General features: G+C 65.1%; 24 protein-coding genes and 1 tRNA gene. 16 read left to right on the forward strand and 9 right to left on the reverse strand.

Translation table 11 applies throughout. The features are described from left to right. Position 1 precedes the first annotated feature (1 nt). Both AYJ57_RS06100 and AYJ57_RS06105 read left to right on the forward strand, forming a co-directional pair. The gene (locus AYJ57_RS06100; protein ID WP_066102632.1) at positions 2-979 is read left to right on the forward strand and encodes a DUF2927 domain-containing protein; all 978 of its coding nucleotides are present in this window, start codon (positions 2-4) and stop codon (positions 977-979) included. Between the two features lie 30 nt (positions 980-1,009). Next, the gene (locus tag AYJ57_RS06105; protein WP_066106754.1) at positions 1,010-2,131 is read left to right on the forward strand and encodes an SPFH domain-containing protein; all 1,122 of its coding nucleotides are present in this window, start codon (positions 1,010-1,012) and stop codon (positions 2,129-2,131) included. On the opposite strand, the gene AYJ57_RS06110 is transcribed toward AYJ57_RS06105, so the two are convergent. Next, positions 2,097-2,720 carry a hypothetical protein gene (locus AYJ57_RS06110; RefSeq protein WP_193789515.1) on the reverse strand — a complete coding sequence of 208 codons (624 nt, stop codon included), beginning with the start codon at positions 2,718-2,720 and terminating at the stop codon, positions 2,097-2,099. The two genes, AYJ57_RS06105 and AYJ57_RS06110, sit on opposite strands and share 35 nt — an antisense overlap. Before the next feature lie 200 nt (positions 2,721-2,920). Between AYJ57_RS06110 and AYJ57_RS06115 the strand changes: the two genes are divergently transcribed. From AYJ57_RS06115 to dtd, 3 genes are all read left to right on the forward strand, one after another. Then, positions 2,921-4,039 carry a TFIIB-type zinc finger domain-containing protein gene (locus AYJ57_RS06115; RefSeq protein WP_066102638.1) on the forward strand — a complete coding sequence of 373 codons (1,119 nt, stop codon included), beginning with the start codon at positions 2,921-2,923 and terminating at the stop codon, positions 4,037-4,039. 70 nt (positions 4,040-4,109) lie between these two features. Next, positions 4,110-5,021, forward strand: coding sequence for a carbohydrate kinase family protein (locus tag AYJ57_RS06120; protein WP_066102641.1), 912 nt, complete (start codon positions 4,110-4,112; stop codon positions 5,019-5,021). After that, positions 5,018-5,461 (forward strand): D-aminoacyl-tRNA deacylase, encoded by a 444-nt coding sequence (gene dtd, locus AYJ57_RS06125; protein WP_066102644.1) that lies wholly within the window; start codon positions 5,018-5,020, stop codon positions 5,459-5,461. The genes AYJ57_RS06120 and dtd overlap by 4 nt, the downstream gene beginning before the upstream one ends. A gap of 9 nt (positions 5,462-5,470) precedes the next feature. Here dtd and AYJ57_RS06130 read toward each other — a convergent pair whose 3' ends face one another. The 6 genes from AYJ57_RS06130 to AYJ57_RS06155 all read right to left on the reverse strand — a co-directional run bounded on the left by AYJ57_RS06130 (position 5,471) and on the right by AYJ57_RS06155 (position 11,552). Beyond that, positions 5,471-6,763, reverse strand: coding sequence for a hypothetical protein (locus AYJ57_RS06130; protein ID WP_066102647.1), 1,293 nt, complete (start codon positions 6,761-6,763; stop codon positions 5,471-5,473). 420 nt (positions 6,764-7,183) lie between these two features. Then, complete coding sequence (locus AYJ57_RS06135) at positions 7,184-7,678, reverse strand: NUDIX hydrolase (RefSeq protein WP_193789516.1); 495 nt, start codon at positions 7,676-7,678, stop codon at positions 7,184-7,186. A gap of 154 nt (positions 7,679-7,832) precedes the next feature. Then, positions 7,833-7,909, reverse strand: a tRNA-Arg gene (locus AYJ57_RS06140). A gap of 66 nt (positions 7,910-7,975) precedes the next feature. After that, positions 7,976-9,358 carry a sensor histidine kinase gene (locus AYJ57_RS06145; protein ID WP_066102652.1) on the reverse strand — a complete coding sequence of 461 codons (1,383 nt, stop codon included), beginning with the start codon at positions 9,356-9,358 and terminating at the stop codon, positions 7,976-7,978. 29 nt (positions 9,359-9,387) lie between these two features. Continuing rightward, entirely contained in the window at positions 9,388-10,806 is a 1,419-nt protein-coding gene (locus tag AYJ57_RS06150; RefSeq protein WP_066102654.1) for a dihydrolipoyl dehydrogenase family protein, read from the reverse strand. 5 nt (positions 10,807-10,811) lie between these two features. After that, complete coding sequence (locus AYJ57_RS06155) at positions 10,812-11,552, reverse strand: TVP38/TMEM64 family protein (protein ID WP_066102657.1); 741 nt, start codon at positions 11,550-11,552, stop codon at positions 10,812-10,814. A 350-nt stretch (positions 11,553-11,902) separates the two neighbouring features. Here AYJ57_RS06155 and rpmH point away from each other — a divergent pair, with 350 nt between their 5' ends. The 11 genes from rpmH to AYJ57_RS06210 all read left to right on the forward strand — a co-directional run bounded on the left by rpmH (position 11,903) and on the right by AYJ57_RS06210 (position 20,882). Continuing rightward, positions 11,903-12,037, forward strand: coding sequence for a 50S ribosomal protein L34 (rpmH, locus tag AYJ57_RS06160; protein WP_066102660.1), 135 nt, complete (start codon positions 11,903-11,905; stop codon positions 12,035-12,037). 121 nt (positions 12,038-12,158) lie between these two features. Beyond that, complete coding sequence (gene rnpA / locus AYJ57_RS06165; protein ID WP_066106757.1) at positions 12,159-12,572, forward strand: ribonuclease P protein component; 414 nt, start codon at positions 12,159-12,161, stop codon at positions 12,570-12,572. Then, positions 12,569-12,790, forward strand: a complete 222-nt coding sequence (yidD, locus tag AYJ57_RS06170; protein WP_066102662.1) for a membrane protein insertion efficiency factor YidD — start codon at positions 12,569-12,571, stop codon at positions 12,788-12,790. The genes rnpA and yidD overlap by 4 nt, the downstream gene beginning before the upstream one ends. A gap of 8 nt (positions 12,791-12,798) precedes the next feature. Continuing rightward, complete coding sequence (ttcA, locus tag AYJ57_RS06175) at positions 12,799-13,689, forward strand: tRNA 2-thiocytidine(32) synthetase TtcA (RefSeq protein WP_066102664.1); 891 nt, start codon at positions 12,799-12,801, stop codon at positions 13,687-13,689. Between the two features lie 61 nt (positions 13,690-13,750). Next, positions 13,751-15,298: a putative bifunctional diguanylate cyclase/phosphodiesterase gene (locus AYJ57_RS06180; protein WP_066102667.1), complete on the forward strand. Its 1,548-nt coding sequence runs from the start codon at positions 13,751-13,753 to the stop codon at positions 15,296-15,298. 223 nt (positions 15,299-15,521) lie between these two features. Further along, a complete protein-coding gene (gene yidC / locus AYJ57_RS06185; protein ID WP_066102670.1) occupies positions 15,522-17,351 on the forward strand; it encodes a membrane protein insertase YidC in 1,830 nt (609 codons plus the stop codon). Beyond that, the gene (locus AYJ57_RS06190; RefSeq protein ID WP_066102673.1) at positions 17,348-18,091 is read left to right on the forward strand and encodes an MOSC domain-containing protein; all 744 of its coding nucleotides are present in this window, start codon (positions 17,348-17,350) and stop codon (positions 18,089-18,091) included. The genes yidC and AYJ57_RS06190 overlap by 4 nt, the downstream gene beginning before the upstream one ends. Beyond that, the gene (yihA, locus tag AYJ57_RS06195; protein ID WP_066102675.1) at positions 18,088-18,744 is read left to right on the forward strand and encodes a ribosome biogenesis GTP-binding protein YihA/YsxC; all 657 of its coding nucleotides are present in this window, start codon (positions 18,088-18,090) and stop codon (positions 18,742-18,744) included. Before AYJ57_RS06190 ends, yihA begins: the two co-directional genes overlap by 4 nt. Before the next feature lie 82 nt (positions 18,745-18,826). Beyond that, positions 18,827-19,720, forward strand: a complete 894-nt coding sequence (gene argB / locus AYJ57_RS06200) for an acetylglutamate kinase (protein ID WP_066102678.1) — start codon at positions 18,827-18,829, stop codon at positions 19,718-19,720. Further along, positions 19,717-20,397 (forward strand): ferredoxin, encoded by a 681-nt coding sequence (locus tag AYJ57_RS06205; protein ID WP_066102681.1) that lies wholly within the window; start codon positions 19,717-19,719, stop codon positions 20,395-20,397. Before argB ends, AYJ57_RS06205 begins: the two co-directional genes overlap by 4 nt. After that, positions 20,394-20,882 (forward strand): SixA phosphatase family protein, encoded by a 489-nt coding sequence (locus tag AYJ57_RS06210; RefSeq protein ID WP_066102684.1) that lies wholly within the window; start codon positions 20,394-20,396, stop codon positions 20,880-20,882. Before AYJ57_RS06205 ends, AYJ57_RS06210 begins: the two co-directional genes overlap by 4 nt. Positions 20,883-21,255: 373 nt before the next feature. On the opposite strand, the gene AYJ57_RS06215 is transcribed toward AYJ57_RS06210, so the two are convergent. Together AYJ57_RS06215 and AYJ57_RS06220 are read right to left on the reverse strand one after the other, a co-directional pair. After that, a complete protein-coding gene (locus tag AYJ57_RS06215; RefSeq protein WP_066102686.1) occupies positions 21,256-22,044 on the reverse strand; it encodes an amino acid ABC transporter ATP-binding protein in 789 nt (262 codons plus the stop codon). Between the two features lie 10 nt (positions 22,045-22,054). Beyond that, complete coding sequence (locus tag AYJ57_RS06220) at positions 22,055-23,371, reverse strand: amino acid ABC transporter permease (RefSeq protein WP_066102688.1); 1,317 nt, start codon at positions 23,369-23,371, stop codon at positions 22,055-22,057. Between the last annotated feature and the right edge of the window lies 1 nt (position 23,372).

A 23,372-nucleotide genomic window follows, 5' to 3' on the forward strand; every position in this document is an offset into this window, starting at 1 on the left:
TATGCGGGGTTGGGGTAAAAGTGTACTGAGCATCTTGGTTTGCGCGGGCCTCGCGGCCTGCGATAGTTCTGCCCTGGCTCCGCGCAGCACCGAAGTGCTGCCGCAGTCGCGCCCCTCCGGGCTCAAGCCTCGCGAGGCTGAAACCCCGGGCGCGCCGCGGCAATCCCTGGCGAGCTACGATCTGGAGGTCTATTACGCCCGGGTGCAGGCCGATCTGCTGTCACAGGGTCTGCTCCGCACCGACGGCGGCGGACCCGACACGCCGGTCACCGACACCATGCTGATGCGCAATTTCGAACGCATCGCTCTGGCCGAGGAATACGCCCGCGGCCAAGGGCTGAAACCCTCACGCGGCGAGCTTGGCCGGGTGAAGAAATGGCTCAAGCCGGTGCGCGTCTCGGTCGAGTTCGGCGACCATGTTCCGGCGGAGCAGCAGGTCACCGACCGCAACCAGCTCAGCCAATACGTCAGCCGTCTTGGCCGGATCACCGGGCATCCGATCTCGATGACCACCGGCAATTCGAACTTCCACGTTCTGTTCATGTCCGAGGACGATAAGAAGACCATCGCCCCGCGCATCAAACAGCTGGTGCCCGATGTGAACCCCACGGCGCTGGCGGTGTTCAACGATCTGCCGCGTGAGATTCACTGCCTCGTCATCGCCTTTTCCGACGAGCCGGACGGCTATGCCTACGGTCAGGCCATCGCGGTAATCCGCTCCGAGCATCCGGATCTGCTGCGCCGATCCTGTATCCACGAAGAAGTGGCGCAGGGGCTGGGGCTTGGCAACGACAGCCCGCAGGCCCGGCCCTCGATCTTCAATGACGACGACGAGTTCGCGCTTCTCACCTCGATGGACGAGATGCTGCTGAAAATCCTTTACGACCCCCAGCTCAAACCCGGCATGGATGCCGCCACCGCGCGGCCGATCGTGCAGGATCTTGCCGCGCAGATGACCGGCGGCAGCGGGCCAAGCTGAGCTGAGGACAGGCGACAACAGGAGATGATCATGGGAATTCTGGATTTCCTCTCGGGGCAGTTCATCGACGTCATCCACTGGACCGACGACACCCGCGACACGATGGTCTGGCGCTTCGAGCGCGAGGGCCATGAAATCAAATACGGCGCCAAGCTCACCGTGCGCGAGGGGCAGGCAGCGGTTTTCGTGCACGAAGGGCAACTGGCGGATGTGTTCACGCCGGGTCTCTACATGCTCGAGACCAACAACATGCCGATCATGACCTCGCTGCAGCACTGGGATCACGGCTTCCGATCGCCCTTCAAATCCGAGATTTATTTCGTCAACACCACCCGCTTCACCGGGCTGAAGTGGGGCACGAAAAACCCGATCATCTGCCGCGACCCCGAGTTCGGCCCGGTGCGCCTGCGCGCCTATGGCACCTATTCGGTGCGCGTGTCGGACCCGGCGAAATTCCTCGTCGAGATCGTCGGCACCGATGGCGAGTTCACCAGCCACGAGATCAGCTTCCAGATCCGCAATATCATCGTGCAGGAGTTCTCGCGGCTGATCGCCTCTTCGGGCATTCCGGTGCTCGACATGGCGGCCAATACGCAAGAGCTGGGCAAGATGCTGGCCGAGGGCATTTCGTCGACCATCGCCGAATACGGCCTGTCGCTGCCCGAGCTTTACATCGAGAACATCTCGCTGCCCGATGCGGTCGAAAAGGCGCTCGACAAGCGCACGTCGATGGGCGTGGTGGGCGATCTTGATGCCTATACCCGCTTTCAGGCCGCCGAGGCGCTGGGGGCCGAGGGCTCTGCCGCCGGTCAGGCCATGGGCACCGGCTTTGGCGCGGGCATGGGGATGGCCATGGGCGGCGCCATGACCGGCGCGCAGGCGGGTCCGTGGGGCGCGCGCCCGCAGCAGACCGCTGCCACCGCGCCGCCGCCTCCCCCGCCGCCGGTGGAACATGTGTGGCACGTGGCCTCGGGCGGCCAGACCAGCGGCCCCTTCTCCAAGGCCAGGCTCGGACGCATGGCGACCGAGGGCGAGCTGACCCGCGACAGCTATGTCTGGACCCAAGGTCAGGACGGCTGGAAACGCGCCGAGGACGTAACCGAACTGGCGCAGCTCTTCACCGTTCTGCCACCGCCGCCTCCGGGCGTCTGATCGCACGGGAGGCTACCGGGAAGGAGGCGGGCAGCACCGCCTCCGGCCCCGCTTGGCCCAGCAGCGCCGGGGCAAGGCAGGCATCGGCGGGAAATTTGACCGACGGGTCGGGCACCGCCGGGAAGGGCCGCGCGGGCGGCACCTGCGAGGCCACCAGCAGCCGACCATCGAGGCAGAGGTCCTGCGCCGCATTGCCGATGTTGAAGCCGAAGCCGTCCTGACCGCAATCCGTGCCGAACCCATCCATGTTCCACGCCTGCGGCATCAGGCTTTGCGGGCCGAAAACCTCGAAGGCGTTCTGCTGCGGCAAGAAGGTGAGCGACCATGTGGTGTCTTCGGTCTTCATGCCGAGCGCCCAGCGACCAATCGGCTCGCCCTCGTGGTAGCCCTCGACGACGAAGCACTCCACGTCCTCGCCAAAGACACGCTCGCGCTCTGCAAGCGCCGCGTCGATGGCCAGCGCGCCGCGCATCTCGTAACCGTCGCCGCCCTGCCACTCGAACCGCCAGGACAGGTCGGCGGCCATGGCCGCGCCGCTGTAGAGCGCAAGCCCGAGGACAGCCCCGGCGCATGTGTTCAGTCCTGTCATCACGGTCTCCGGCATCTCTGTCCCCGGCACCCTAGCCTTGGAGCTGCACGCGAGAAAAGCGCCTGTCGCGAAGTTGTGTGCGCAAGCCCCTGCGCCCGCAGCGCATCGGGCAAACGCTTGCCCGAAAACCGGTTCCCTCTCCCGTCCCATCCGCCTAGGGTGGCGCTGCCGGAAATGGCGGATCTGGAGGCACTTCGGGCATGAACGAAACCCACCGATTTCCCTGCGAGCAATGCGGCGCCGACTACCGGTTCGATCCGTCGACGAGCGAATTGGTCTGCGATCATTGCGGCCACAGCCAGAAGGTCGAATCCACGGGTCCATGGGAAAGCGACATCCGCGAGCTGGATTTCCGCGCCGCGATGGACAACCTGCTGCCGCTTCAGGAGATGGAGGACCTGCGGGTCACCCAATGCCCGAACTGCGGCGCCGAGGTCGAGTTCGATCCCGACACCCATGCCACCGAATGCCCGTTCTGTGCCACGCCGGTCGTCGCCGACACCGGCACCCACCGGCAGATCAAACCCAAGGGCGTGCTGCCCTTCGCGCTTGACGAGAACGCCGCGCGCGGCGCGATGAACGACTGGCTGGGGCGACTTTGGTTCGCCCCCAATGGCCTCAAGGAATATGCCCGCAAGGGCCGCAAGATGCAGGGCATCTATGTGCCCTACTGGACCTTCGACGCCCATACCCGCTCTGCCTACAGCGGCGCGCGCGGCACGGTCTATTATGAGACGCGCACGGTGATGCGTGACGGCAAGCGCCAACAGGTGCAGGTCGCCAAGGTGCGCTGGACCCCGGTGCGCGGGCGCGTTGCGCGCTTCTTCGACGACGTGCTGGTGCTGGCCTCGAAGTCTCTGCCGAAGAAATTCACCGATGCGCTGGAGCCGTGGGATCTGAGCCGGCTCGAACCCTATCGGCCCGAGTTCCTCGCCGGATTCCGCGCCGAGGGCTATCAGGTCGATCTCGACGCAGGGTTCGTCGAGGCGCGGCATATCATGGACCGGCAGATCACCCGCGACATCAAGTTCGACATCGGCGGCGACCAGCAGCGGATCACCTCGGTGGACACACAGGTGTCGGAAGTGACCTTCAAGCATGTGCTGCTGCCGGTCTGGCTGGCGGCCTACAAGTTCCGGGGCCAGACCTACCGCTTCGTGGTCAATGGCACCACCGGGCGGGTTCAGGGAGAGCGCCCCTGGTCGATATGGAAAATCGCGCTGGCCGTGATCATCGGGGCAATCGTCGCGGGATTTGTCGGCTACATGCTGTCGCAATCGCAGGGCGACGTCAGCTTCAGCATGCCGACAGGCTATTGAGCGACGCCCTCCGGACGCGCTAGGTATAGCGCTAACAAGACCAAGAAGATCACCGACGAGGGAGTGAGAGATGATCCTGTGCTGCGGAGAATCGCTGATAGACATGCTGCCCAGAACCAGCACCGGCGGAGAGCCCGCCTTTGCGCCGGTTGCGGGCGGCGCGGTGTTCAACACCGCCATTGCGCTCGGCCGACTTGGCGCGCCTGCAGGCTACTTCGGCGGCATCTCCACCGATCTTTTCGGCAGCATCCTCGCCGATGCGCTGACCGCCTCCAAGGTTGACCACAGCGCCTGCCCGCGCTCTGACCGACCCACCACGCTGGCCTTCGTAACGCTGGTGGATGGTCACGCGCGCTACGCCTTCTATGACGAGAACACCGCCGGGCGGATGCTGTCGGAGGCGGACCTCCCCGCGCTGGACGGTGACACCGAGGCGCTGTTCTTCGGCGGCATCAGCCTCGTTTCCGAGCCCTGCGCCGACACTTATGCCGCGCTCTGCGCGAAGGCGGGCGACCGGGTGGTAATGCTCGATCCCAATATCCGACCCGGCTTCATCAAGGACGAGGCGCGCTACCGCGCCCGGCTTGCCGCCATGCTCGCGCGGGCCGACATCGTGAAAATCTCCGACGAGGATATGGCATGGCTCGGCACCACGCCCGAGGCGCTGATCGAGGGTGGCAGCACGCTGGTGCTGGAGACGAGGGGTGCCGAGGGGGTCCATGCAGTCAGCGCCCAAGGGAGCCTCGAGGTGCCCGCCACACGCGCCACGGTAGTCGATACGGTGGGCGCTGGCGATACGTTCAACGCGGGCCTTCTGGCCGGGCTCAGCCGCGACGGGCGGCTGCGCCGAGACGTCCTGCGCAGTACCCCGCTAGAGACGCTGCGCCCTGCCGTCGCGCTGGGTGCGCAGGCGGCGGCGGTGACCGTCAGCCGCGCCGGGGCCAATCCGCCATGGCTTTCGGAACTGGAGCCGCAGGCATGAGGGCGCTGATCCAGCGCGTCTCGGAGGCGAGCGTCACGGTAGAAGGCGCGGTCATCGGCGAGATCGGCCCGGGCCTGCTGATCCTGATCTGCGCCATGCAGGGCGATACCGAGGCACAGGCCGACAAGCTGGCGGCAAAGATCGCCAAGCTGCGCATTTTCCGCGACGAGGAAGGGCGAATGAACCGCTCGGTGCGTGACACAGGCGGTGCGGCACTGGTGGTCAGCCAATTCACCCTCGCCGCCGACACGCGGAGCGGCAACCGCCCCGGCTTTTCCAGCGCGGCCGCCCCCGACGACGGCCAGCGGCTTTACGAGTACTTCGCCGGGCGCATCGCCGCCGAGGGCATCGCCACCGCCACAGGCCGCTTTGGCGCCGATATGAAGGTGGCGCTGATCAACGACGGGCCGGTAACGATCTGGATCGACAGCGAGGGCTGAGCGGCGCGCTCAGAGGTCGCTGCCCGCCACAAGCGTGCCCTGCAGAAAGGCAAGGTCCAGCTCGGTGCGCGCCAGCGCGAAGCGGCTGGTGATCTCGGCCTCCTGCGCATCCAGCGCCCGCTCCAGCGGCCCCAGAAGCTGCGCCGCATGGCCCCTGCCCGCGCGGTAGTCGCGCAGTGCCAGCGCCGCCACTTCAGCCGCGGCGGATGCCTGCGCCGCCGCAGCCGCAGCCTCGGAGCGCAGCCGATCGCGATCCCGCGCAAGGCCGCCGATTTGCATCTCCGCTTCCGACCCTGCCGCCCGCTCCGGCCATTGAACCTGCAGCGACGGGGCACCCCAGTCACCGGCCTCGGCCCCTTCGCCTGCATAGCCCGCCGCCTCTTCCAATGCATCGAGCTCCTCGGCAGAGCGGCGCAGCTGCAGCCCTTCCATGTGGGCATGCGTCCCAAGGCGCTGCCGCGCCTCCTGCTCTGCGCGCGCGGCCTGCGCCTGCATCAGCGGCAGCGGCACGGCACCGACCATCTCACGCAAGGCACCCGCGCCCGCGACGCCGCCAAGCCGGCCATCCGCCATGGCGACCAGCTCGCGGCGCGCGTCCGCTTCAGCCTCGCGGGCCTGCGCGAGACCGCGGCGCACGTCCGCCACCTCGGCGCGCAGTTGGGCAAGCTCGGAGGACATCAACTCACCCGAGGCAACCGCCTGCGAGATCGGCCAGTCCAGCCCCGCAAGATCGCGATAGCTGGCCTTATAGAGCGCGGCACGCGCCCGCGCCTCCTCACCGGCCAAATGCTGGCCGAGCGCCTCATGCACGTGGACGTTGGCCTCTTCCGCCAGCGCCAGTGCCGCCGTTTCGATCTGCGCCTGTGCAAGGTCGCGCTCTGCCAGTTTGCGCGAAGTGTCGAACCGCTCGGGCCGCGCTATGATGCGCGCGGACATATCGCGCAGAGCGCCCAGCGACGCACCGCGCGCGAGCTCGGGCAGCCAGCTCAATTCCTCGGTCTCTCCGCGCAGCGGCGCGAGGCGCAGCTCTGCCTCGGCACCGAAAGCAGACCCCTGCAGCACTGCCGCCGCAACCGCCGCATAGGGCGTACCGGGCACGAGCGCCGAGGGGCGCTGCGCGAGCTGGGTCATCAAATCCGCCCCGTCCGGCTGTGCGCGCAGGCCGAGCGCAGGCGCAGCGGCGGCGACGCTGGCCGTGTAGGGCTGCGACGCCGGAGCGTCCGCGCCATAGGTTTTCATGCATGCGGGCAGGAGCGCGACAAGCGCAAGACCTCCGACCCAATGGAAAGACGATCGTGCCATCTTCCCCTCCCTCTCAACTCGAACACTCGCAAACCGGCCACGGCAACGTGCCGCACCGCTTAGGGGACCGACGGAAAGCGAAATCACCTTCGAAAGACCCGGCGAACGAAAACCTCACCCGGCGCGGCACCCAAGGGGCGCACGCCATTGCTTCGTTCTGCCGATGATCACACCACTCTGCCTGTCACGGGCCACTCGTCCAGATGGTGAACGGCAGCCTCTTACCCTGCATTCAGGCGTATCTTATTTTCGCCTTATTTCCCAGACGCCGAGCCTAGGGGCCCGGGAGATTGCGCAAATTTGAGAAAGCGGCGTTGCTGGAATGTCGCGCCGAGTGACGCCAAGGCGACACAGGACAGCGAGGGTAGCGCTCACATAAGAGTAAGCGCCCCTAGACAGTCGAAGACGGCGCGAGTCGCTTCAGGTCAGCAAAGGGGCGATCACCGGATGCTTGCGCGGGGCGCGGCATAGGGTGAGCAGAAGATCGGCAAGTTCCGGTTCGTCCACACGTTTCGCCGCGGCCTTGGGGCTGAACCACTTGCGCTTGCGTTGCTTGCGCTCTTTCCAGTCGCGCTTCAGCGTCTCGACGATCATTGGATAGACCCTGACCCGGCAACGCAGCGACGCGCCACAGTCCAGCCGTTTGGGGTAATGGTAATGGCCGATCAGGTCCTTCCCGACGAAGCCCTTCGCCCCGGCTTCCTCGAGCGCTTCGATCTCCGCCGCGGCCCAAGGCTTCTTGCCGTCCATCTCCCAGCCCTTGGGCATCACCCAGCGACCGGAATCGCGCGAGGTGACCATCAGAATCCGGAGATTGCCTTTCTTGTCCCATTGCAGGGGAAGTGCTGCGATTTGCTCACCACGTGAGGACATTAAGTCGGAAGCCTTTCGGGGAAACCCGTGCGTGTTATCCAAGAAAGGTAAAGCTTCTGTGACGTTCGGCAACGCGCGCCGTACAAAATGCGTCACGCAAGCCAAGCAGATATGCGTTTGGAAAAACGGCCACCCTGAAAACACCAAGGCCACCGCAATGCGGTGGCCTTGGTGTTTGCCATTCCCTGGTGGGAAGTGGCGGACCGAGGAGGATTCGAACCCCCGACCCCTTGATTCGTAGTCAAGTACTCTATCCAGCTGAGCTATCGGTCCGTCTGCGGCGGGGTTTAGAGTTTGTGCGGAGGATACGCAAGAGAGATTTTCGAAAAACTTCCAAACTTACCCCAAGTCACCCGTAGGAAGGCGAATTTCGAAGCAGGTGCCATGCTCGTCAGAGCGCAGGAGCTGCAGTTTTCCGCCGTGATTCCGCACCAGCTCCGCGACGATGGCGAGACCGAGACCCGCGCCGCCCTTGCGTGCGCCGCCCTGAAACGGCTGGAACAGGTGATCGCGTGCTTTTGGCGGCAGGCCGGGGCCCGTGTCGGTCACCTCGATCACCCAATCCTCGTCCTCGGCGCGGGCGGACACGGCAATTTCGCCCTCCTCACCCGAGCCGGTGATCGCCTGACGAGCGTTGCGCACCAGATTCGCGATGGCGCGATAAATCTGCTCGGGATCGCCGCGCACCTGCATCGACGCGGGGATGTCCTCCGACAGGCTGACCTCATGGTCGCCGATCGCAAGCCGCTCGGCCTCGAGCACCTCGCTCACCAGTTCGGCGAGGTTGAAATGGGTCAGCAGCGGCGCGGGCTCCTCGGCTTTACCAAAGGCTAGCGTGGTCTCGCACAGCGAAACGGCGCGGGTGATCGAACTGACCAGCTTGGGCGCCATACGCTTGACCGTGGGGTCTTCGGACATCTCAATGCGGTCAGTGAAGAGCTGCGCCGAGCTGAGGATATTGCGCAGGTCGTGACTGACACGCGCCACAGCCCCGCCAAGCTGCGCCAGCCGCTCTTTCTGACGCAGCGACTGCGAAAGCTGCGTCTCCAGAGATTTCAGCGCCTCCTCGGCTTCGCGAATCTCGCGCACTCCGGCAGTGGGCCTGATGATCCGGCGCGCATCCTCGGGGTCTTCGGCGTAGCGCTGCATGTGGCCGACCACGCCCTTGATTGGCTTCATCAGCAGCGCCCGCACCGCGAGGAACAGCAGCACCGCCGTGACGATCGACATCATCGCCGAAAACAGCAACACGCGCAGGCCGAACTCGATCATCGCCGTGCGCAGCGGCGCGCTGTCCATAGTGACCTCGATCAGCTCGCCGCCATCGTCCTTGGGATAGCCCAGCACGCGGATCAATTGCGGCGTGGTATCGGCCAGCGTCACCAGCGCGTCTTTCATCAGAATCAACGGACCGGCCTCGCGCAGATCATAGCTGGCGTCGACAGACCCGGGCATCGGCGAGGATAGTGCCAGCTCGCGCCGCTCGTCGCGCTGCAACACCACGTTGTAGACCCCGGCATTTTCCAGAAGCTCTGCCTCCAGTTCCGGCGCCAGCACGTCATCGGCCAGAAGCGCCAGAGAGGCGATCTGCGCCCGTTCCAGGTGGTCGTTGAGATAATCTTGCCGGAATCGCGCCACCGAGGGCACGAAGATCAGCACTTCGGCCAACATCACGAACACCGTCGTGAGCACTAGGAAGCGGCCGGAGAGCGAATTGAACATGGAGTGCAGTCTTTGGCCTTCTGGGGCGGTCAGGGAAGCAGACGCTGAACTGTTCGTGTAACAGCCTTGACCGTGCGGTTTTCAAACAATCTGGGTGTGAAATAGGATCCGGCAACCCGTTTGTTAAGCTCCCCCATCGTCGGATAGGGCGCGACCATGCCTGCCAACTGACTGATTTTCACGCCTGACGAGAGCGCCAGCGCCCAAGTGGAGATCAGATCCCCCGCCTGCGCGGCGACAATACTGGCCCCCACCGGGCGGCCTTTGTGGACCATCACCTTGATCAGCCCGACCGTCTCGCGCTCAGCAATTGCACGGTCATTGTGCTGCACCGCCTCGCGCAGCACCTCGAGCTTGTCGCCGTAGCGCTGACGCGCCTCCACCTCTGTCAGCCCCACATGCGCCAGCTCCGGCTTTGTGTAGGTGGCGCGCGGGATATGGCTGTCGCTGGCCCTGGCTGGCAGGCCGAAAAGCGCCGAGCGGATGACGATGCCCGCGTGATAGCCCGCCACATGGGTGAACTGCAGCCCGCCCGCCGCGTCGCCAATGGCGTAGACCTTGCGATTGCTCGTCCGTAGTCCTGCATCCACCGCGATCCCGGTTTTGCTGGTCTCGATGCCCGCGACATCCAGCCCCAATCCTTCGGTATTCGCCCGGCGTCCCGCCGCCACCAGAAGATGCGAGCCGGTGAGTCGCTTGCCGCTCTGCAGGAGCAGCTCAATGGCGCCACCGTCGCGGCGCGCCTCGCTCACGGTCTCGCCTTCGAGAATCGTCACCCCCTCGCTGCGCATGTGGTCGAGCACGATGGCCGCCATTTCGGGATCCTCGCGCCCCAGCGCCTTTGCCCCCTCGACCACAGTGACCTGCGCCCCGAGCCGTCGGAAGGCCTGCGCCATCTCCATGCCGATCGGACCGCCGCCGAGGATCAGCAGATGAGAAGGCAGATCTTCGATGTCCCAGAGCGTCTCATTGGTGAGATAGGGCACATCCTCGAGCCCCTGCACCGGCGGCACGAAGGGCGAAGAGCCGGTGGCCAGCACAATGCGGCGCGCGCGGATGCGGTGAGCCCCCGCCTCGACCTCGCGCTCGGAGATAAATCGCGCGTGCGCGCGGATGACCCGCACGCCCAGCCCCTCGAACCGCTCCTGCGAATCGACGGGCGCGATCCGCGCGATGGTCTGCCGCAGGTGCGCGCGCACGCGCAGCCAGTCCACACGCGCCGGAACCACATCCACCCCGAAGGCCGCCGCCTGCCCCGGCGCATGCGCCTGCGCGGCCGCAGCGATCAGCGCCTTGGACGGCACGCATCCGTAGTTGAGGCAATCGCCCCCCATCTCACCGCGCTCGACGAGCACCACCTTGGCCCCCATCTGCACGGCGCCCGCCGCCACCGACAGCCCGCCGGACCCGGCACCGATGATCAGCAGGTCGGTCTTGATCTCTTCCATGGCACTCATACTCCCTTGCGCGCACGCCAAGCGCGCAGAACGATGGGCAAGGCCGCCAGCGCGGCGAGCCCCATCAGCGGCCCGATGACCTGCGGCGCCCACAACAGGCTGAGATCCGGCGTCTCGCCCCGGTCGAAGACCGAGCCGACGCCAACCCCGATCGAGGTGAAGACCAGCGCGCCGGGGATGATTCCCAATGCCGTGGTCCAAGCAAAATTGCCCAGCCCCACGCCCACCAGAGCGGGCAAAAGGTTGGCGACGAAGAAAGGCACCGCGGGCACCAGCCGCAGCAGCAGCAGCACGCTGATCTCATTTTCGCGCAAGGCATCGCGCAGGCGCCGGATGCGCCCCTCGGAGGCGTCCAGCTTTGCCGCGAGCGTCTGCCCCAGCCCCGCCCGCGCCGCGAGGAAGATCGCGATGGCGCCAAGGCTGGCGGCGATCACATTGAAGGCCGTGCCCGCCCAGAGCCCGAAGAGGAACCCGCCGGTCACCGAGGCCACCGCCGCACCGGGCAACGAGAACGCCACGATGGTCACATAGGCGGCCACGAATCCCCCGGCCATCAGCAGATAGTTCTGATCCCGCAGCGCCAGCAGCGCCGCGCGATTCTCGGCCAAGGTCTCGAAACTGATGTAGTCACGCAGAGTCACCGCGCCGATCACCGCCACTAAGGCGATAAGCGCGAGCGGAAGGTGACGCCAAGGGCGCGCAGCTGAGCTGTCACGGGTCTGCTTCGGATCTGTCATGTCCCTAGAATGGCGTTTAGAATCCCTGACGCACAGCCCGATCACGCCGCCTTGATCGGCGGTGACGTCGGCGGCGGGCTTTCCCCGGCCCCCGCGCACCATGATACACCCCCGAAAGGGCCCGCGCAGGAAATGTTGCGACGCGCATAGGATAGAGGTTTGACACGCGGCCCGGTCATGCCTATAGCACGGGCCTCGAATGACCCGGCCCAGCGAATCCGCTTTGGGCCGTCTGTGATGTAAGCTCATGCTGTCAGCGACTGGCACCTCGGGCAAGCGCCGCAGGCAGCAATGAGACCATTATGTGAGACAGGCCTCGACAGAGGCCCGACCAGACGGAGAAGAGCGCGATGAAACGCACCTTTCAGCCTTCGAACCTCGTTCGCAAGCGCCGCCACGGCTTCCGGGCCCGGATGGCGACCAAAGCCGGCCGCGCGATCCTGAACGCGCGCCGCGGCCGCGGCCGCAAGAAGCTCAGCGCCTGAGCCGAGCGCTCTGCCCATGGCGGAGCGGAAGCACAAGACACCGGCCAAGGCCGCTTCGGGACAGACCGAAGCGGCCTTTGCGCTTGGCGTCCGTGCGAATGGTTCAGACGCGGCCCCAGACATGAGCAGTCCTGCCAAGGACAGCGACACGCCCAAGCTCGAGGTCCTGCGCAAGCGCAGCGATTTCCTCGCGGCGGCGCGCGCGCGACGCCAGCCGGTGTCGTCCTTCCTGCTGCAGGCACGCTATCGCGATGACGGCACCCCCGGCATCCGCGTTGGGTTCACCTGCTCGAAAAAAGTCGGCAATGCCGTCGCCCGCAACCGCGCCAAGCGCCGGCTGCGCGAGATCGCACGGCTGAACCTGCCGCAACTGGGCAAGCCCGGTTGGGACTACGTGCTGATCGGACGCGCGGGCGCCACCGCCGAGCGCGATTTTGCGGCGCTGCAGGACGATCTGGGCTACGCGCTGCGCCGAATCCACGACGCATCTGGCCCCAAGCCCCCTCGCAAGCCGCGCCACAAGAGCGAGGCATGAGCCCGCTCGCCCATATCGCCGCCCTGCCCGTGCGCGCCTACCGGCTGGTGTTTTCGCCTTGGGTTGGCCATGGCTGCCGCTTCCAGCCGACCTGCTCGGCCTACGCCATGGAAGCCCTCGAAAAGCACGGCGCGTTTAAGGGCTCTTATCTGGCGATTCGCCGCATTCTGCGCTGCCACCCGCTGGGCGGGTCCGGCATCGACAACGTACCTGACTGAGGCCGCCCATGTTCGACGATGACGCCGACGACATCCACCCGCTGTTCTACGGCGCTCCGAAGAGCACCGAGTTCAAGAAGCTGCGCAAGCGCATCGTGCAGAACACCCGCGAGGCGGTGGAACACTACGGCATGATCGAGCGGCGCGAGGATGGCACCATGCCCAAATGGCTGGTCTGTCTCTCGGGCGGCAAGGACAGCTATACGCTGCTGGCGGTGCTGCACGAACTGAAATGGCGCGGCCTGCTGCCGGTCGAGATTCTTGCCTGCAATCTCGATCAGGGCCAGCCGGGCTTTCCGGCGACGGTGCTGCCCGAGTTCCTCGAAAAGATGCAGGTGCCGCACCGGATCGAGTATCAGGACACCTATTCGGTGGTGATGGATAAGGTGCCGCAGGGCCGCACCTATTGCGCACTCTGCTCGCGCCTGCGCCGTGGCAACCTCTACCGGATTGCGCGTGAGGAAGGCTGCTCGGCGGTCGTGCTGGGCCATCACCGCGACGACATTCTCGAGACCTTCTTCATGAACCTCTTCCACGGCGGGCGCCTCGCGACCATGCCGCCGAAGCTGGTCAACGAAGAGGGCGATCTCTTTGTCTACCGCCCGCTGGCGCATGTGGCCGAGGTGGATTGCGAGAAATTCGCCAAGGCGATGAACTACCCGATCATTCCCTGCGACCTCTGCGGCTCGCAGGACGGGCTGCAGCGCCAGCAGGTGAAGCAGATCCTCGATGGTTGGGAAAAGAACTCGCCCGGTCGCCGTCAGGTGATGTTCAAGGCGCTGACCAACATCCGCCCGTCGCACATGATGGACCCCAAGCTTTTCGACTTCGCCGGGCTGATGCGCGACATGAACAAGCGCGCTCCCGATGCAGACGACGGAATTCCCGACCTGCGTTAAGCGAAGCCTTACTCTCTTGCGCTAGGCCTTTCCCCGTCTCTGAAGATGCAGGGGGCGGGCCATGCCGCCGGTTATCACTCACAAGATCGCCTATCTCCGCAGCGCGCTGCAGCGCTGGTCGCTTGGGCGGCATATGCTGGCGTTCATCCCGGCGCTGTCGCTGGCGGGCTACTGGCTGGGCGGAGAATTGGCGCTTCTCGGTGTCGCGCTGACCCTGCCGCTGGTCTACGGGCTGGTCTGCAGCACCGAAGGGGCGCAGCGACACCCGGCACGGCGCAGTCTCGGGCAGGACCTCGTCAGCATGGCCGCCGCGCAGGATTTCGCCCAGCACAGCTTTGAACAGGCGCGCGCCGCCGAGATGCACACCGCCTGCCTTCTGTTCGAGGCGGAAGGGATAGAGACGATCTCGCGCCGCATGGGCGAGGATGTGGCAGAAACCCTGCGCGTGCTCCTGCTGCGGCGCCTGCGTCAGGCGCTGCGTCCCGAAGACACCGCCATGCGGATCGGCGATTCCCGGTTCATGGTGCTGATCGCCCCCGGGCTGCGGCTCGACCTTGAGGCGCTGATCGCCCTTTCCGACCGCCTCCAGCGCATCCTCGAAGAACCGGCTGTGACTGACAGCGGGCTGCATTATCTCTCTGTGGCCATAGGGTTTTGCGGCTCGGCACGGCTGCGCCCAGGCGCCGATGGCGCGGATATGCTCGACTGTGCGCAGGCCGCGCTGCGCGAGGCTTCGGACAATGCGCCCTCGGCAATCCGCGCGTGGAGCGAAGGCATGCGCTCGGAGCGGCGCGCCCGCACCGAACTGCTGACCGAGGTCGAGGCGGCGCTCGCGAAAGGACAGATACAGCCGTGGTATCAGCCGCAGTTGTGCACCTCGACCGGCGAGATCAGCGGCGTCGAAGCGCTAGTGCGCTGGATACACCCGCAGCGGGGCATCATCCCCCCTGCCCAGTTCCTAGAGGCCCTGCACGAGTCGGGGCGTATGGACCAGCTTACCGAAACCGTCCTTCACCACGGCCTGACGGCCCTTAGGGACTGGGACGCACAGGGGGTGTTGATCCCTCGCCTCAGCATCAACTTCTCGGATGTGGAATTGCGCAACCCACGTCTTGTCGATCGGCTGAAATGGGATCTCGACCGTTTCGGCCTGCCGCCAACACGGCTGGGAATCGAGGTGCTCGAAACCGTGATCGCGGAAAGCCCCGAGGGCATCATCCCCCGCAACATCATGGAGCTATCGCGGCTCGGCTGCCGGATCGATCTTGATGATTTCGGCACCGGCCATGCCTCCATCGCCACGCTGCGCCGCCTCACGGTGCATCGGCTCAAGATCGACCGCAGCTTCGTGGCACGGGTTGACCGCAGCGAAGACCAGCGCCGGATGATGGCCGCCGTGCTGGGCCTCGCGGACCGTCTGGGTCTCGAGACTGTGGCGGAAGGCGTGGAAAGCAGCGGCGAACACGCGCTTCTGGCCCAGCTTGGCTGCGATCATGCGCAGGGCTTTGGCATCGCGCGGCCCATGCCCGCCGCGCAACTGGCCGATTGGGCGATGGCGCATGCAGAGCGTATCGCCGCGGCGCAAAAACTGGGGCGCGGCCCCGCCTGAGCGCTCTCCGGCAGCCCGGCACCCACCATAAAAACCGCCACTTGGCCCCCGCAACCCTCGGCGGCGCTTCGGCCCGAGCGGACAGGATGCCCCGGATAACGCCACGCTCCAACACTGGAATAGGTCACAAAGCCCCTTGCAGGGTATGAATCAGCTTGACCTTTGGGGGTCTGCCCTGTTGAACCCGGCTTTGACTTTCCAAGGACAGGTGGCAGTCTCTCGCATGGACAATCAGAACAAGAATCTGCTCATCGCAACAGCGCTGAGCTTCATCGTGATCCTCGTCTGGTTCCTGCTCTTCCCCCCGCCGGAAGCGCCGGTCGACGAGACCGCCCAGACCACCGAGCAGACCGTCGAGTCCGCCGAGGGCGTGAGCACCCCCGCCGCAAACGGCAGCGCGCAGACCGCGCCCGCCGCTGGCACCTCGGCTCCGGCCGAAGCGACCGTCGACACCGCGCGCGTCGACATCGACTCCCCGGCCTTCGTCGGCTCGATCGCCCTGACCGGCGGCCGCATCGACGATCTGAGCCTGCGCAACTACCACGAAACCAATGACGAGAGCTCGCCGGTGGTGAAGCTGCTCGAACCCGTGGGCAGCGCCAACCCCTATTACGCCGTTTACGGCTGGGCGCCCGGCAACGGGCTGCAGGCTGGCGACGTGCCCGGCCCGAACACCGAGTGGACCGTCGAAGACGGCGAGACGCTCGGCGCGGACAGCCCGGTCACCCTGCGCTGGGACAGCCCCTCGGGCCTGATCTTCCGCCGCACCTTCGCGGTGGATGAGCAATTCATGTTCGACGTCACCCAGTCGGTCGAGAACCCCACCGACGCTGAAGTGGCCGCCGCGCCCTATGGCATTCTCGCCCGTCACGGTGAACCCTCGGATCTCAAGAACTTCTTCGTGCTGCACGAAGGCGCCATCGCGATGACCGACGGCACGCTCGACGAGAACAAGTATAAGAAAATCCGCGACTTTGATCCCACCGCAGACGCGAGCACCCTCGCAGAGACCTATCAGGTCTCGGAGAACGGCTGGATCGGTTTCACCGAGCACTATTGGGAAACCGTGCTGATCCCCGACAATGGCACCAGCTACCGTCAGGCGATCAAATACAACGAAGCGCGTGACATCTATCAGGCCGAAGTGGTCATGCCGACGCAGACCATCGCGCCGGGCGCCACCGCCGAGGTCTCGACCCGCATGTTCTCGGGTGCCAAGGTCTGGGAGATCATCAACGAGTATCAGGATCAGGGCGTCGACCGTTTCGTCGACAGCATCGATTGGGGCTGGTTCTTCTTCCTGACCAAGCCGATCTTCTGGCTGCTGCACCACATCCACCAGCTGATCGGCAACATGGGTCTGTCGATCATCGGCCTGACCATCCTGCTGAAAGCGATCCTCTTCCCGCTGGCGTATAAATCCTACGTCTCGATGGCGAAGATGAAGGAACTGCAGCCGCAGATGGAAGAGATGAAGAAGAAGGCGGGCGACGACCGTCAGAAGCTTCAGCAAGAGATGATGGCGCTCTACAAGCGCGAGAAGGTCAACCCGGCCTCGGGCTGCCTGCCGATCCTGCTGCAGATCCCGATCTTCTTCTCGCTCTACAAGGTGATCTTCGTCGCGTTCGAACTGCGGCACGCGCCCTTCTTTGGCCCGTTCCAAGACCTTTCGGCGCCCGATCCTACCTCGCTCTACAACCTGTTCGGCCTGCTGCCCTGGGCGGCGCCCGAGCCGGGCACGACGCTGGCGATGATCTTCATCGGTATTCTGCCGATCCTGCTGGGCATCTCGATGTTCCTGCAGCAGAAGCTGAACCCGGCGCCCGCCGACCCGGCGCAGAAGATGATCTTTGCGTGGATGCCTTGGGTGTTCATGTTCATGCTCGGCGGCTTCGCCTCGGGTCTGGTGCTCTACTGGATCACCAACAACACGATCACCTTCACCCAGCAGTACATCATCATGCGCAGCCATGGGGCGAAGCCTGACGTGTTCGGCAACATCAAATCCGGCTTCAAGCGCAAGCCCAAGGACGCGAAGTCGGACGGAAAATGAGCGCGAGCGTCACCCAGATCTGGCGCCACCCGATCAAGGCCCATGGCCGCGAGGCGCTGGATCGGGTGACGCTCATCGCTCACCACTGCCTGCCCTTCGACAGGGCTTGGGCGGTGGCGCATGAGAACTCTGCTGTCGACGGGTCCGAATGGGCCCGTTGCGGCAATTTCAGCCGGGGCGCCAAGGCGCCCCGGCTCATGGCCATCAGCGCCGAGCTGAACGAGGCGGCGGGCACCATCACCCTGCACCACCCGGACCGCCCCGATCTGACCGTCAATCCCGACCGCGACGGCGATGCTTTCCTTGACTGGGTGCGCCCGCTGATGCCCGAAGACCGGGCGCAATCGGCGCGGCTGGTTCGGGCGCAGGCCCGTGGCATGACCGACGCCCCCTTTCCGTCGATCACCCTGTGCAACATGGCCTCGCACCGCGCGGTCGAAGCGCAGATGGGTCAGCCGCTGTCGATCCACCGCTGGCGCGGCAACATCTGGCTGGACGGGCTGGCACCGTGGGAGGAGTTCGACTGGCTTGGCCGGCAGGTGAAGATCGGCTCTGCGATCTTTACCGTGCGCGAACGGACCGGCCGCTGCGCCGCCACCACCGCAAACCCCGAGACAGGCCAGCGCGATGCGGATACGCTGGGCGCGCTGCGGCACTGGGGGCATACGGATTTCTCGGTGCAGGCCGAAGTGACGACAGGCGGCGAGATCGCCCTGGACGACGAGGTAACTCTGCTGTGACGACCCCCCTTCCCTTTCCCATCGCCGAAGACCCCGATGACGCTGCCCGCGAGGCGGCGCGCAAGGCCTTTGCCGGTGACGTGCAATTCCTCAAGGGCGTGGTCGCCATGGACGGGCTGCCGCCCGACGACCGCCCCGAGGTCTGTTTTGCCGGGCGTTCCAACGTCGGCAAGTCGAGCCTGATCAACGCCCTCACCGGCCGCAAGGGCATTGCCCGCGCGTCGAACACGCCGGGCCGGACGCAAGAGATCAACTTCTTCACGCTGAACGAGAGCCATTATCTCGTCGACCTTCCGGGCTATGGCTTTGCCAATGCCCCTGTTGCAGTGGTCGAGAAATGGCAGCGCCTGCTGAAGCAGTATCTTTCTGGCCGCGTCTCGCTGCGCCGCGCCTTCGTGCTGATCGACGCGCGCCACGGGGTGAAAGCGGTGGACGAAGAGATCATGGATCTGCTCGACAAATCCGCCGTGACCTTTCAGGCCGTGCTGACCAAGACCGACAAGCTCAAGGCCAAGGACCTCGACAAGATCCTGAGCCAAGTGCGCGAGAAACTGTCGAAACACCCCGCCGCCTACCCCGAAATCGTGCTCACCAGCTCTGAAAAGGGCGAAGGGATTCCGACGCTTCGCGCGATCATTCACGGACTTTCCTGAGATTCCCCTTCGCAAATCCTGACGCAGGGTCTAGTTCTCTGCGGGACGAGAGACGTTTCCCGCATCGAGGATGCACCACAAGATGAAGAAGCAGACGATGAACCGAGACTGGATCACCACCGCCCGCACCCTCAACGAAGCCCTGCCCTACCTGCAGCGCTATACGGGCGCGATCGTGGTGGTGAAGTTCGGCGGCAATGCCATGGGTGACACCGACGCCATGGCAGAATTCGCCCGGGACATCGTGCTGATGCGTCAGGTCGGGGTGAACCCGGTTGTGGTGCACGGCGGCGGCCCGATGATCAACGACATGCTGGCCAAGCTGAACATCAAATCCGAGTTCAAGCGCGGCAAGCGGGTCACCGATCAGGCCACCGTCGAAGTGGTCGAGATGGTGCTCACCGGCCTCGTGAACAAGCGCATCGTGCAGGCGATCATGGATGAGGGCGGGCGTGCCGTCGGCCTCTCGGGCAAAGACGATGATCTCATCGTTTGCGAAGCGGATGATCCGGAACTGGGCTTTGTCGGCCGCCCGGTCGAGTGCAACGTGCAGGTGCTGCATGATCTCTTCAAGGCAGGGATCATCCCCGTTGTCGCGCCCGTCGCCACCGGCATGGATTATCTCGAGACCTTCAACGTCAACGGCGACACCGCCGCTGGCGCGCTCGCGGGGGCGCTTAAGGCCGATCGCCTGCTGCTGCTGACCGATGTGTCAGGTGTGAAGAACAAGGCGGGCGAGGTGGTCACGCAGATGACCCCCGAGGATGTCCGCGCAATGACCGAGGACGGCACCATCGCCGGCGGCATGATCCCCAAGACCGAGACCGCGCTGAAAGCGGTCGAGGAAGGTGTGCGCGCGGTGGTCATCCTCGACGGGCGCGTGCCCAACGCCTGCTTGCTGGAGCTTTTCACCGAGCATGGCGCAGGCTCGCTGATCCGCCGCGCCGATCTGGAACCGGTGCGCCCACGCGAGTGACCCTCGCAAGGATCGGCGAGGCAGCGCGGGCCGAGGGGCTGGCGCTGCGCGGCGCGTTCCATCCATCACAGGGCGACGCCGCGCCGGATGGCTGCGGCACGCTCCTCCTGCTGGGGCCCGACGAGCCGCGCTTTTGGCCGATCTTCTCGGGCTCCCCCGAATACCGTGACCGCACTCCCGACCCGATGGACCGCTGGTCCAAGCGGGTAATCGGCGCGTTGGCGCAGAGGTTTGGCGGGGCGGCGATCTTTCCCTCCGACGGGCCGCCCTACCCGTCGTTCCTGAACTGGGCAAAGGCCAGCGGCTCCGCCTTCACCGCGCCGCCGGGCATGCTCGTCCACAGCGAGGCGGGGCTGCTGATCAGCTACCGCGGGGCCATCGCCCTGCCAGAACGGCTCGCCCTGCCTGCTGCCCCCTCAGAAAGCCCCTGTGCGCCCTGCGCGAGTCCCTGTGTCGAGGCTTGCCCCGTTGGTGCCCTTGGCGACGGCACGCCCTATGACGTGCCCGCCTGCCAAGCCCATCTGCGCAGCGACGAAGGCGCGGAATGCCGGAACCATGGCTGCCTCGTGCGCCGCGCCTGCCCGCTGTCCGCGACCCTGCAGCGCGAGCCAGAACAGGCGGCTTTCCACATGGCGAGCTTCATGGGAAACTGGCATGAGGCGGAGGGATCATCATGAAACGGCTCATTCTCATGCGGCATGCCAAGTCCGACTGGTCGGTGGGCACGCCGGATCACGCGCGCCCGCTCAATGACCGTGGACGGCGCAGTGCCGAAGCGCTTGGCGACTGGCTGCGCACCGAAGACATCCTGCCTGATCAGGTGCTCTGCTCATCGGCGGCGCGGACACGCGAAACGCTCGACCTGCTGCATCTGGGCGATCTGCCCACACGCTTTGAAGACCGGCTCTATCTTGCGGGCCCTTCGGCGTTGCTCAAGAGCCTGCAGGCTGCCACTGGAGCAACCGTGCTGATGCTCGCGCATAACCCCGGCATCTGCGATTTCGCCAATGCCGTTGTCGCGCGCGGCCCCAACCACCCGCGATTCGCCGACTACCCGACGGGCGCAACCTTGGTGGCGGATTTCGACATCGACGACTGGGCGGATGCGCGTTTGGGCAAGGCGACGAGCCACGCCTTCACCATCCCGCGCGAATTGGTCTGACCCTGCACGCGGGCCCCACGCGGGCCAATGGGCAGTCCTGAAAATAAAGCGCCTGAAAATAAAGTGGCGCCCGCGATCCCCCTCCCAAAGGACCACGAGCGCCCCTGTAGCCGGTCACGGTTTGAAGGGACCATTCGAAAGGTCCGGGTCAGCCATATCAGATCGCGCATCCTCCCACGCAACGATCCGAACGCGGGCGACACTCGGACGACCTTTCGCGGATCGTCCCCTCATGAAACCGGCACAGATTGCATCCGGTCAGAGACCGGAGGAGCCGCCGTGCGACTCCGTGTCACAGAACGTAACACAAATGATAAAAAAACGAGCCCCAAAATTAATGGGACTCGCTGAAATAATGCAGATTTTTTAGGCGTTAGTGCCCAAGGATCTGGCTAAGGAACAACTTCGTGCGCTCGTGCTGCGGATTGTTGAAGAATTCCTCGGGCTCGTTCTGTTCGACGATCTGTCCGGCGTCCATGAAGATGACCCGATTCGCGACCTGACGGGCGAATCCCATCTCGTGCGTGACGCAGAGCATGGTCATTCCCTCTTCGGCCAGTTCGACCATCGTATCGAGCACTTCCTTGATCATCTCCGGGTCGAGCGCCGAGGTGGGCTCGTCGAACAGCATGATCCGCGGCTTCATGCACAGCGAGCGGGCGATGGCCACACGCTGCTGCTGCCCGCCTGAAAGCTGGCCAGGATATTTGTTGGCCTGCTCGGGAATCTTCACCTTCTCGAGGAAGTGCATCGCCGTTTCTTCCGCCTGTTTCTTGGGGATCTTGCGAACCCAGATCGGCGCCAGCGTGCAGTTCTCGAGGATGGTCAGATGCGGGAAGAGGTTGAAGTGCTGGAAGCACATGCCGACCTCGGAGCGGATCTTGTCGATGTTCTTGAGATCCGAGCTCAGCTCGATCCCGTCGACCATGATGCTGCCCGCCTGATGCTCTTCAAGGCGGTTGATGCAGCGGATCATCGTCGATTTCCCCGAGCCCGAAGGCCCGGCGATGACGATCCGCTCACCGCGGTAGACGGTCAGATCGATATCGCGCAGCACGTGGAAAGTCCCGTACCACTTGTTCATGTTCGTGATCTGGATGGCCACCTCATCGGAGACCTTCATCTGGCTGCGATCGACTTCGCGTGTTGCAAGTTCAGACATGTTGGTCTCCTTAGCGGTGCTCTCTGCGGAGCTTTTTCTCGAGGAAGAGCGAATAGCGGCCCATGCTGAAGCAGAAGATGAAGAAGCACAGACCGATAAAGACGAAGAGTTCCCAGTAGACACCGTTCCAGTCGGTGGTCGCCCGGATCGAGTTGGACAGGCCGATGGGATCCAGCAGGCCGATGAAGACGACCAGCGTGGTATCCTTGAACAGGCCGATGAAGGTGTTCACGATCCCCGGGATCGAGATCTTCAGCGCCTGCGGCAGGATGATCAGCCGCATGGATTTCCAGTAGTCCAGACCCAGCGCATCCGCGGCCTCATACTGCCCTTTGGGAAGGGCGGCGAGACCACCGCGGACCACCTCGGCGATATAGGCGGCCGAGAACAGGGTAACCATGATGATGACGCGCAGCATCAGGTCAAAGTTGGTGCCCGGCGGCAGGAAGTAGTTCAGCAGCAGCGAGGCGGTGAACAGCCAGACGATCAGCGGCACGCCGCGGATGATCTCGATAAAGGCCACCGAGAACTTGTTGATGATGAACATGTCCGACTGACGCCCCAGCGCCAGCAGGATGCCCAGCGGCAGCGACAGGACGATGCCCGACACGCCGATGATCGTGGCCAGCATGAAGCCGCCCATGTTCTGCGTCGGCACGCTCTGCAGCGCCAGCGGTAGCACCGAGGCGAGACCCGATGCCAGCGGACCGGCCACGAAGAGCCAGTAGAGCACCGGAACGATGATGGTCAGGATCACCGCGCCCAGCGAGCCGATCTTCGGCGCGGCGAAGGTCATGATCGCCCAGCCGATGACGAAGCCGAGGATGGCCGCGATCGGCCCCCAGAGCGATCCGCCCCAGAGCAGCCAGAACAGCGCGAAGGGCGCAAGCGCGGTCACCCAGAGCGCCTTGCGCGGCACCGAGCTGAACAGCACCGGCGCGACCGCCGCGAGGAACAGCAGGAAGGCGAGGATCGGGCGCCAGTAGAGGTCTTTGGGATAGAAGCCAAAGATCAGCTGCGGCCAACGCTCGGCCAGCACCGCCCAACAGGCCACCGAGGCATCGGCCCCGTAGAGCTCGTCGCGGATGGCGCGACATTCACTGAGGCTCGAGGCATCCCAGATGCCGCGCAGGGCCCAGGGCAGCAGGTGGCTCAGGGCAGCATAGATGACCCAGAGCGAGAGCAGGGTGAGCAGGATGTTGAGCCAGCCGGAGAACAGGTTCTCGCGGATCCATTTCACCGCACCGACCTGCGTCAGCGGCGGGTCCTGCTGGTCAATCATCGAGTCCCGGACATAGGCGACGGTTTGTGCGTGTGTATCGCTCATG

Origin of the sequence: Salipiger sp. CCB-MM3 (assembly GCF_001687105.1) — a bacterium.
Taxonomy (GTDB): Bacteria; Pseudomonadota; Alphaproteobacteria; order Rhodobacterales; family Rhodobacteraceae; genus Salipiger.

Bases quoted from the DNA above. Each gene is read 5' to 3' on its own strand.
- AYJ57_RS06100 (WP_066102632.1), top strand. From the start codon at position 2: ATGCGGGGTTGGGGTAAAAGTGTACTGAGCATCTTGGTTTGCGCGGGC.
- AYJ57_RS06215 (WP_066102686.1), bottom strand. From the start codon at position 22,044: ATGTCTGAACTTGCAACACGCGAAGTCGATCGCAGCCAGATGAAGGTC.
- dtd (WP_066102644.1), top strand. From the start codon at position 5,018: ATGAGGGCGCTGATCCAGCGCGTCTCGGAGGCGAGCGTCACGGTAGAA.
- AYJ57_RS06220 (WP_066102688.1), bottom strand. From the start codon at position 23,371: ATGAGCGATACACACGCACAAACCGTCGCCTATGTCCGGGACTCGATG.
- AYJ57_RS06150 (WP_066102654.1), bottom strand. From the start codon at position 10,806: ATGGAAGAGATCAAGACCGACCTGCTGATCATCGGTGCCGGGTCCGGC.
- AYJ57_RS06130 (WP_066102647.1), bottom strand. From the start codon at position 6,763: ATGGCACGATCGTCTTTCCATTGGGTCGGAGGTCTTGCGCTTGTCGCG.
- AYJ57_RS06190 (WP_066102673.1), top strand. From the start codon at position 17,348: ATGAGCGCGAGCGTCACCCAGATCTGGCGCCACCCGATCAAGGCCCAT.
- AYJ57_RS06155 (WP_066102657.1), bottom strand. From the start codon at position 11,552: ATGACAGATCCGAAGCAGACCCGTGACAGCTCAGCTGCGCGCCCTTGG.
- ttcA (WP_066102664.1), top strand. From the start codon at position 12,799: ATGTTCGACGATGACGCCGACGACATCCACCCGCTGTTCTACGGCGCT.
- AYJ57_RS06210 (WP_066102684.1), top strand. From the start codon at position 20,394: ATGAAACGGCTCATTCTCATGCGGCATGCCAAGTCCGACTGGTCGGTG.
- AYJ57_RS06115 (WP_066102638.1), top strand. From the start codon at position 2,921: ATGAACGAAACCCACCGATTTCCCTGCGAGCAATGCGGCGCCGACTAC.
- rpmH (WP_066102660.1), top strand. From the start codon at position 11,903: ATGAAACGCACCTTTCAGCCTTCGAACCTCGTTCGCAAGCGCCGCCAC.
- AYJ57_RS06145 (WP_066102652.1), bottom strand. From the start codon at position 9,358: ATGTTCAATTCGCTCTCCGGCCGCTTCCTAGTGCTCACGACGGTGTTC.
- argB (WP_066102678.1), top strand. From the start codon at position 18,827: ATGAAGAAGCAGACGATGAACCGAGACTGGATCACCACCGCCCGCACC.
- AYJ57_RS06110 (WP_193789515.1), bottom strand. From the start codon at position 2,720: ATGACAGGACTGAACACATGCGCCGGGGCTGTCCTCGGGCTTGCGCTC.
- rnpA (WP_066106757.1), top strand. From the start codon at position 12,159: ATGAGCAGTCCTGCCAAGGACAGCGACACGCCCAAGCTCGAGGTCCTG.
- yidD (WP_066102662.1), top strand. From the start codon at position 12,569: ATGAGCCCGCTCGCCCATATCGCCGCCCTGCCCGTGCGCGCCTACCGG.
- AYJ57_RS06105 (WP_066106754.1), top strand. From the start codon at position 1,010: ATGGGAATTCTGGATTTCCTCTCGGGGCAGTTCATCGACGTCATCCAC.
- yidC (WP_066102670.1), top strand. From the start codon at position 15,522: ATGGACAATCAGAACAAGAATCTGCTCATCGCAACAGCGCTGAGCTTC.
- AYJ57_RS06120 (WP_066102641.1), top strand. From the start codon at position 4,110: ATGATCCTGTGCTGCGGAGAATCGCTGATAGACATGCTGCCCAGAACC.
- AYJ57_RS06180 (WP_066102667.1), top strand. From the start codon at position 13,751: ATGCCGCCGGTTATCACTCACAAGATCGCCTATCTCCGCAGCGCGCTG.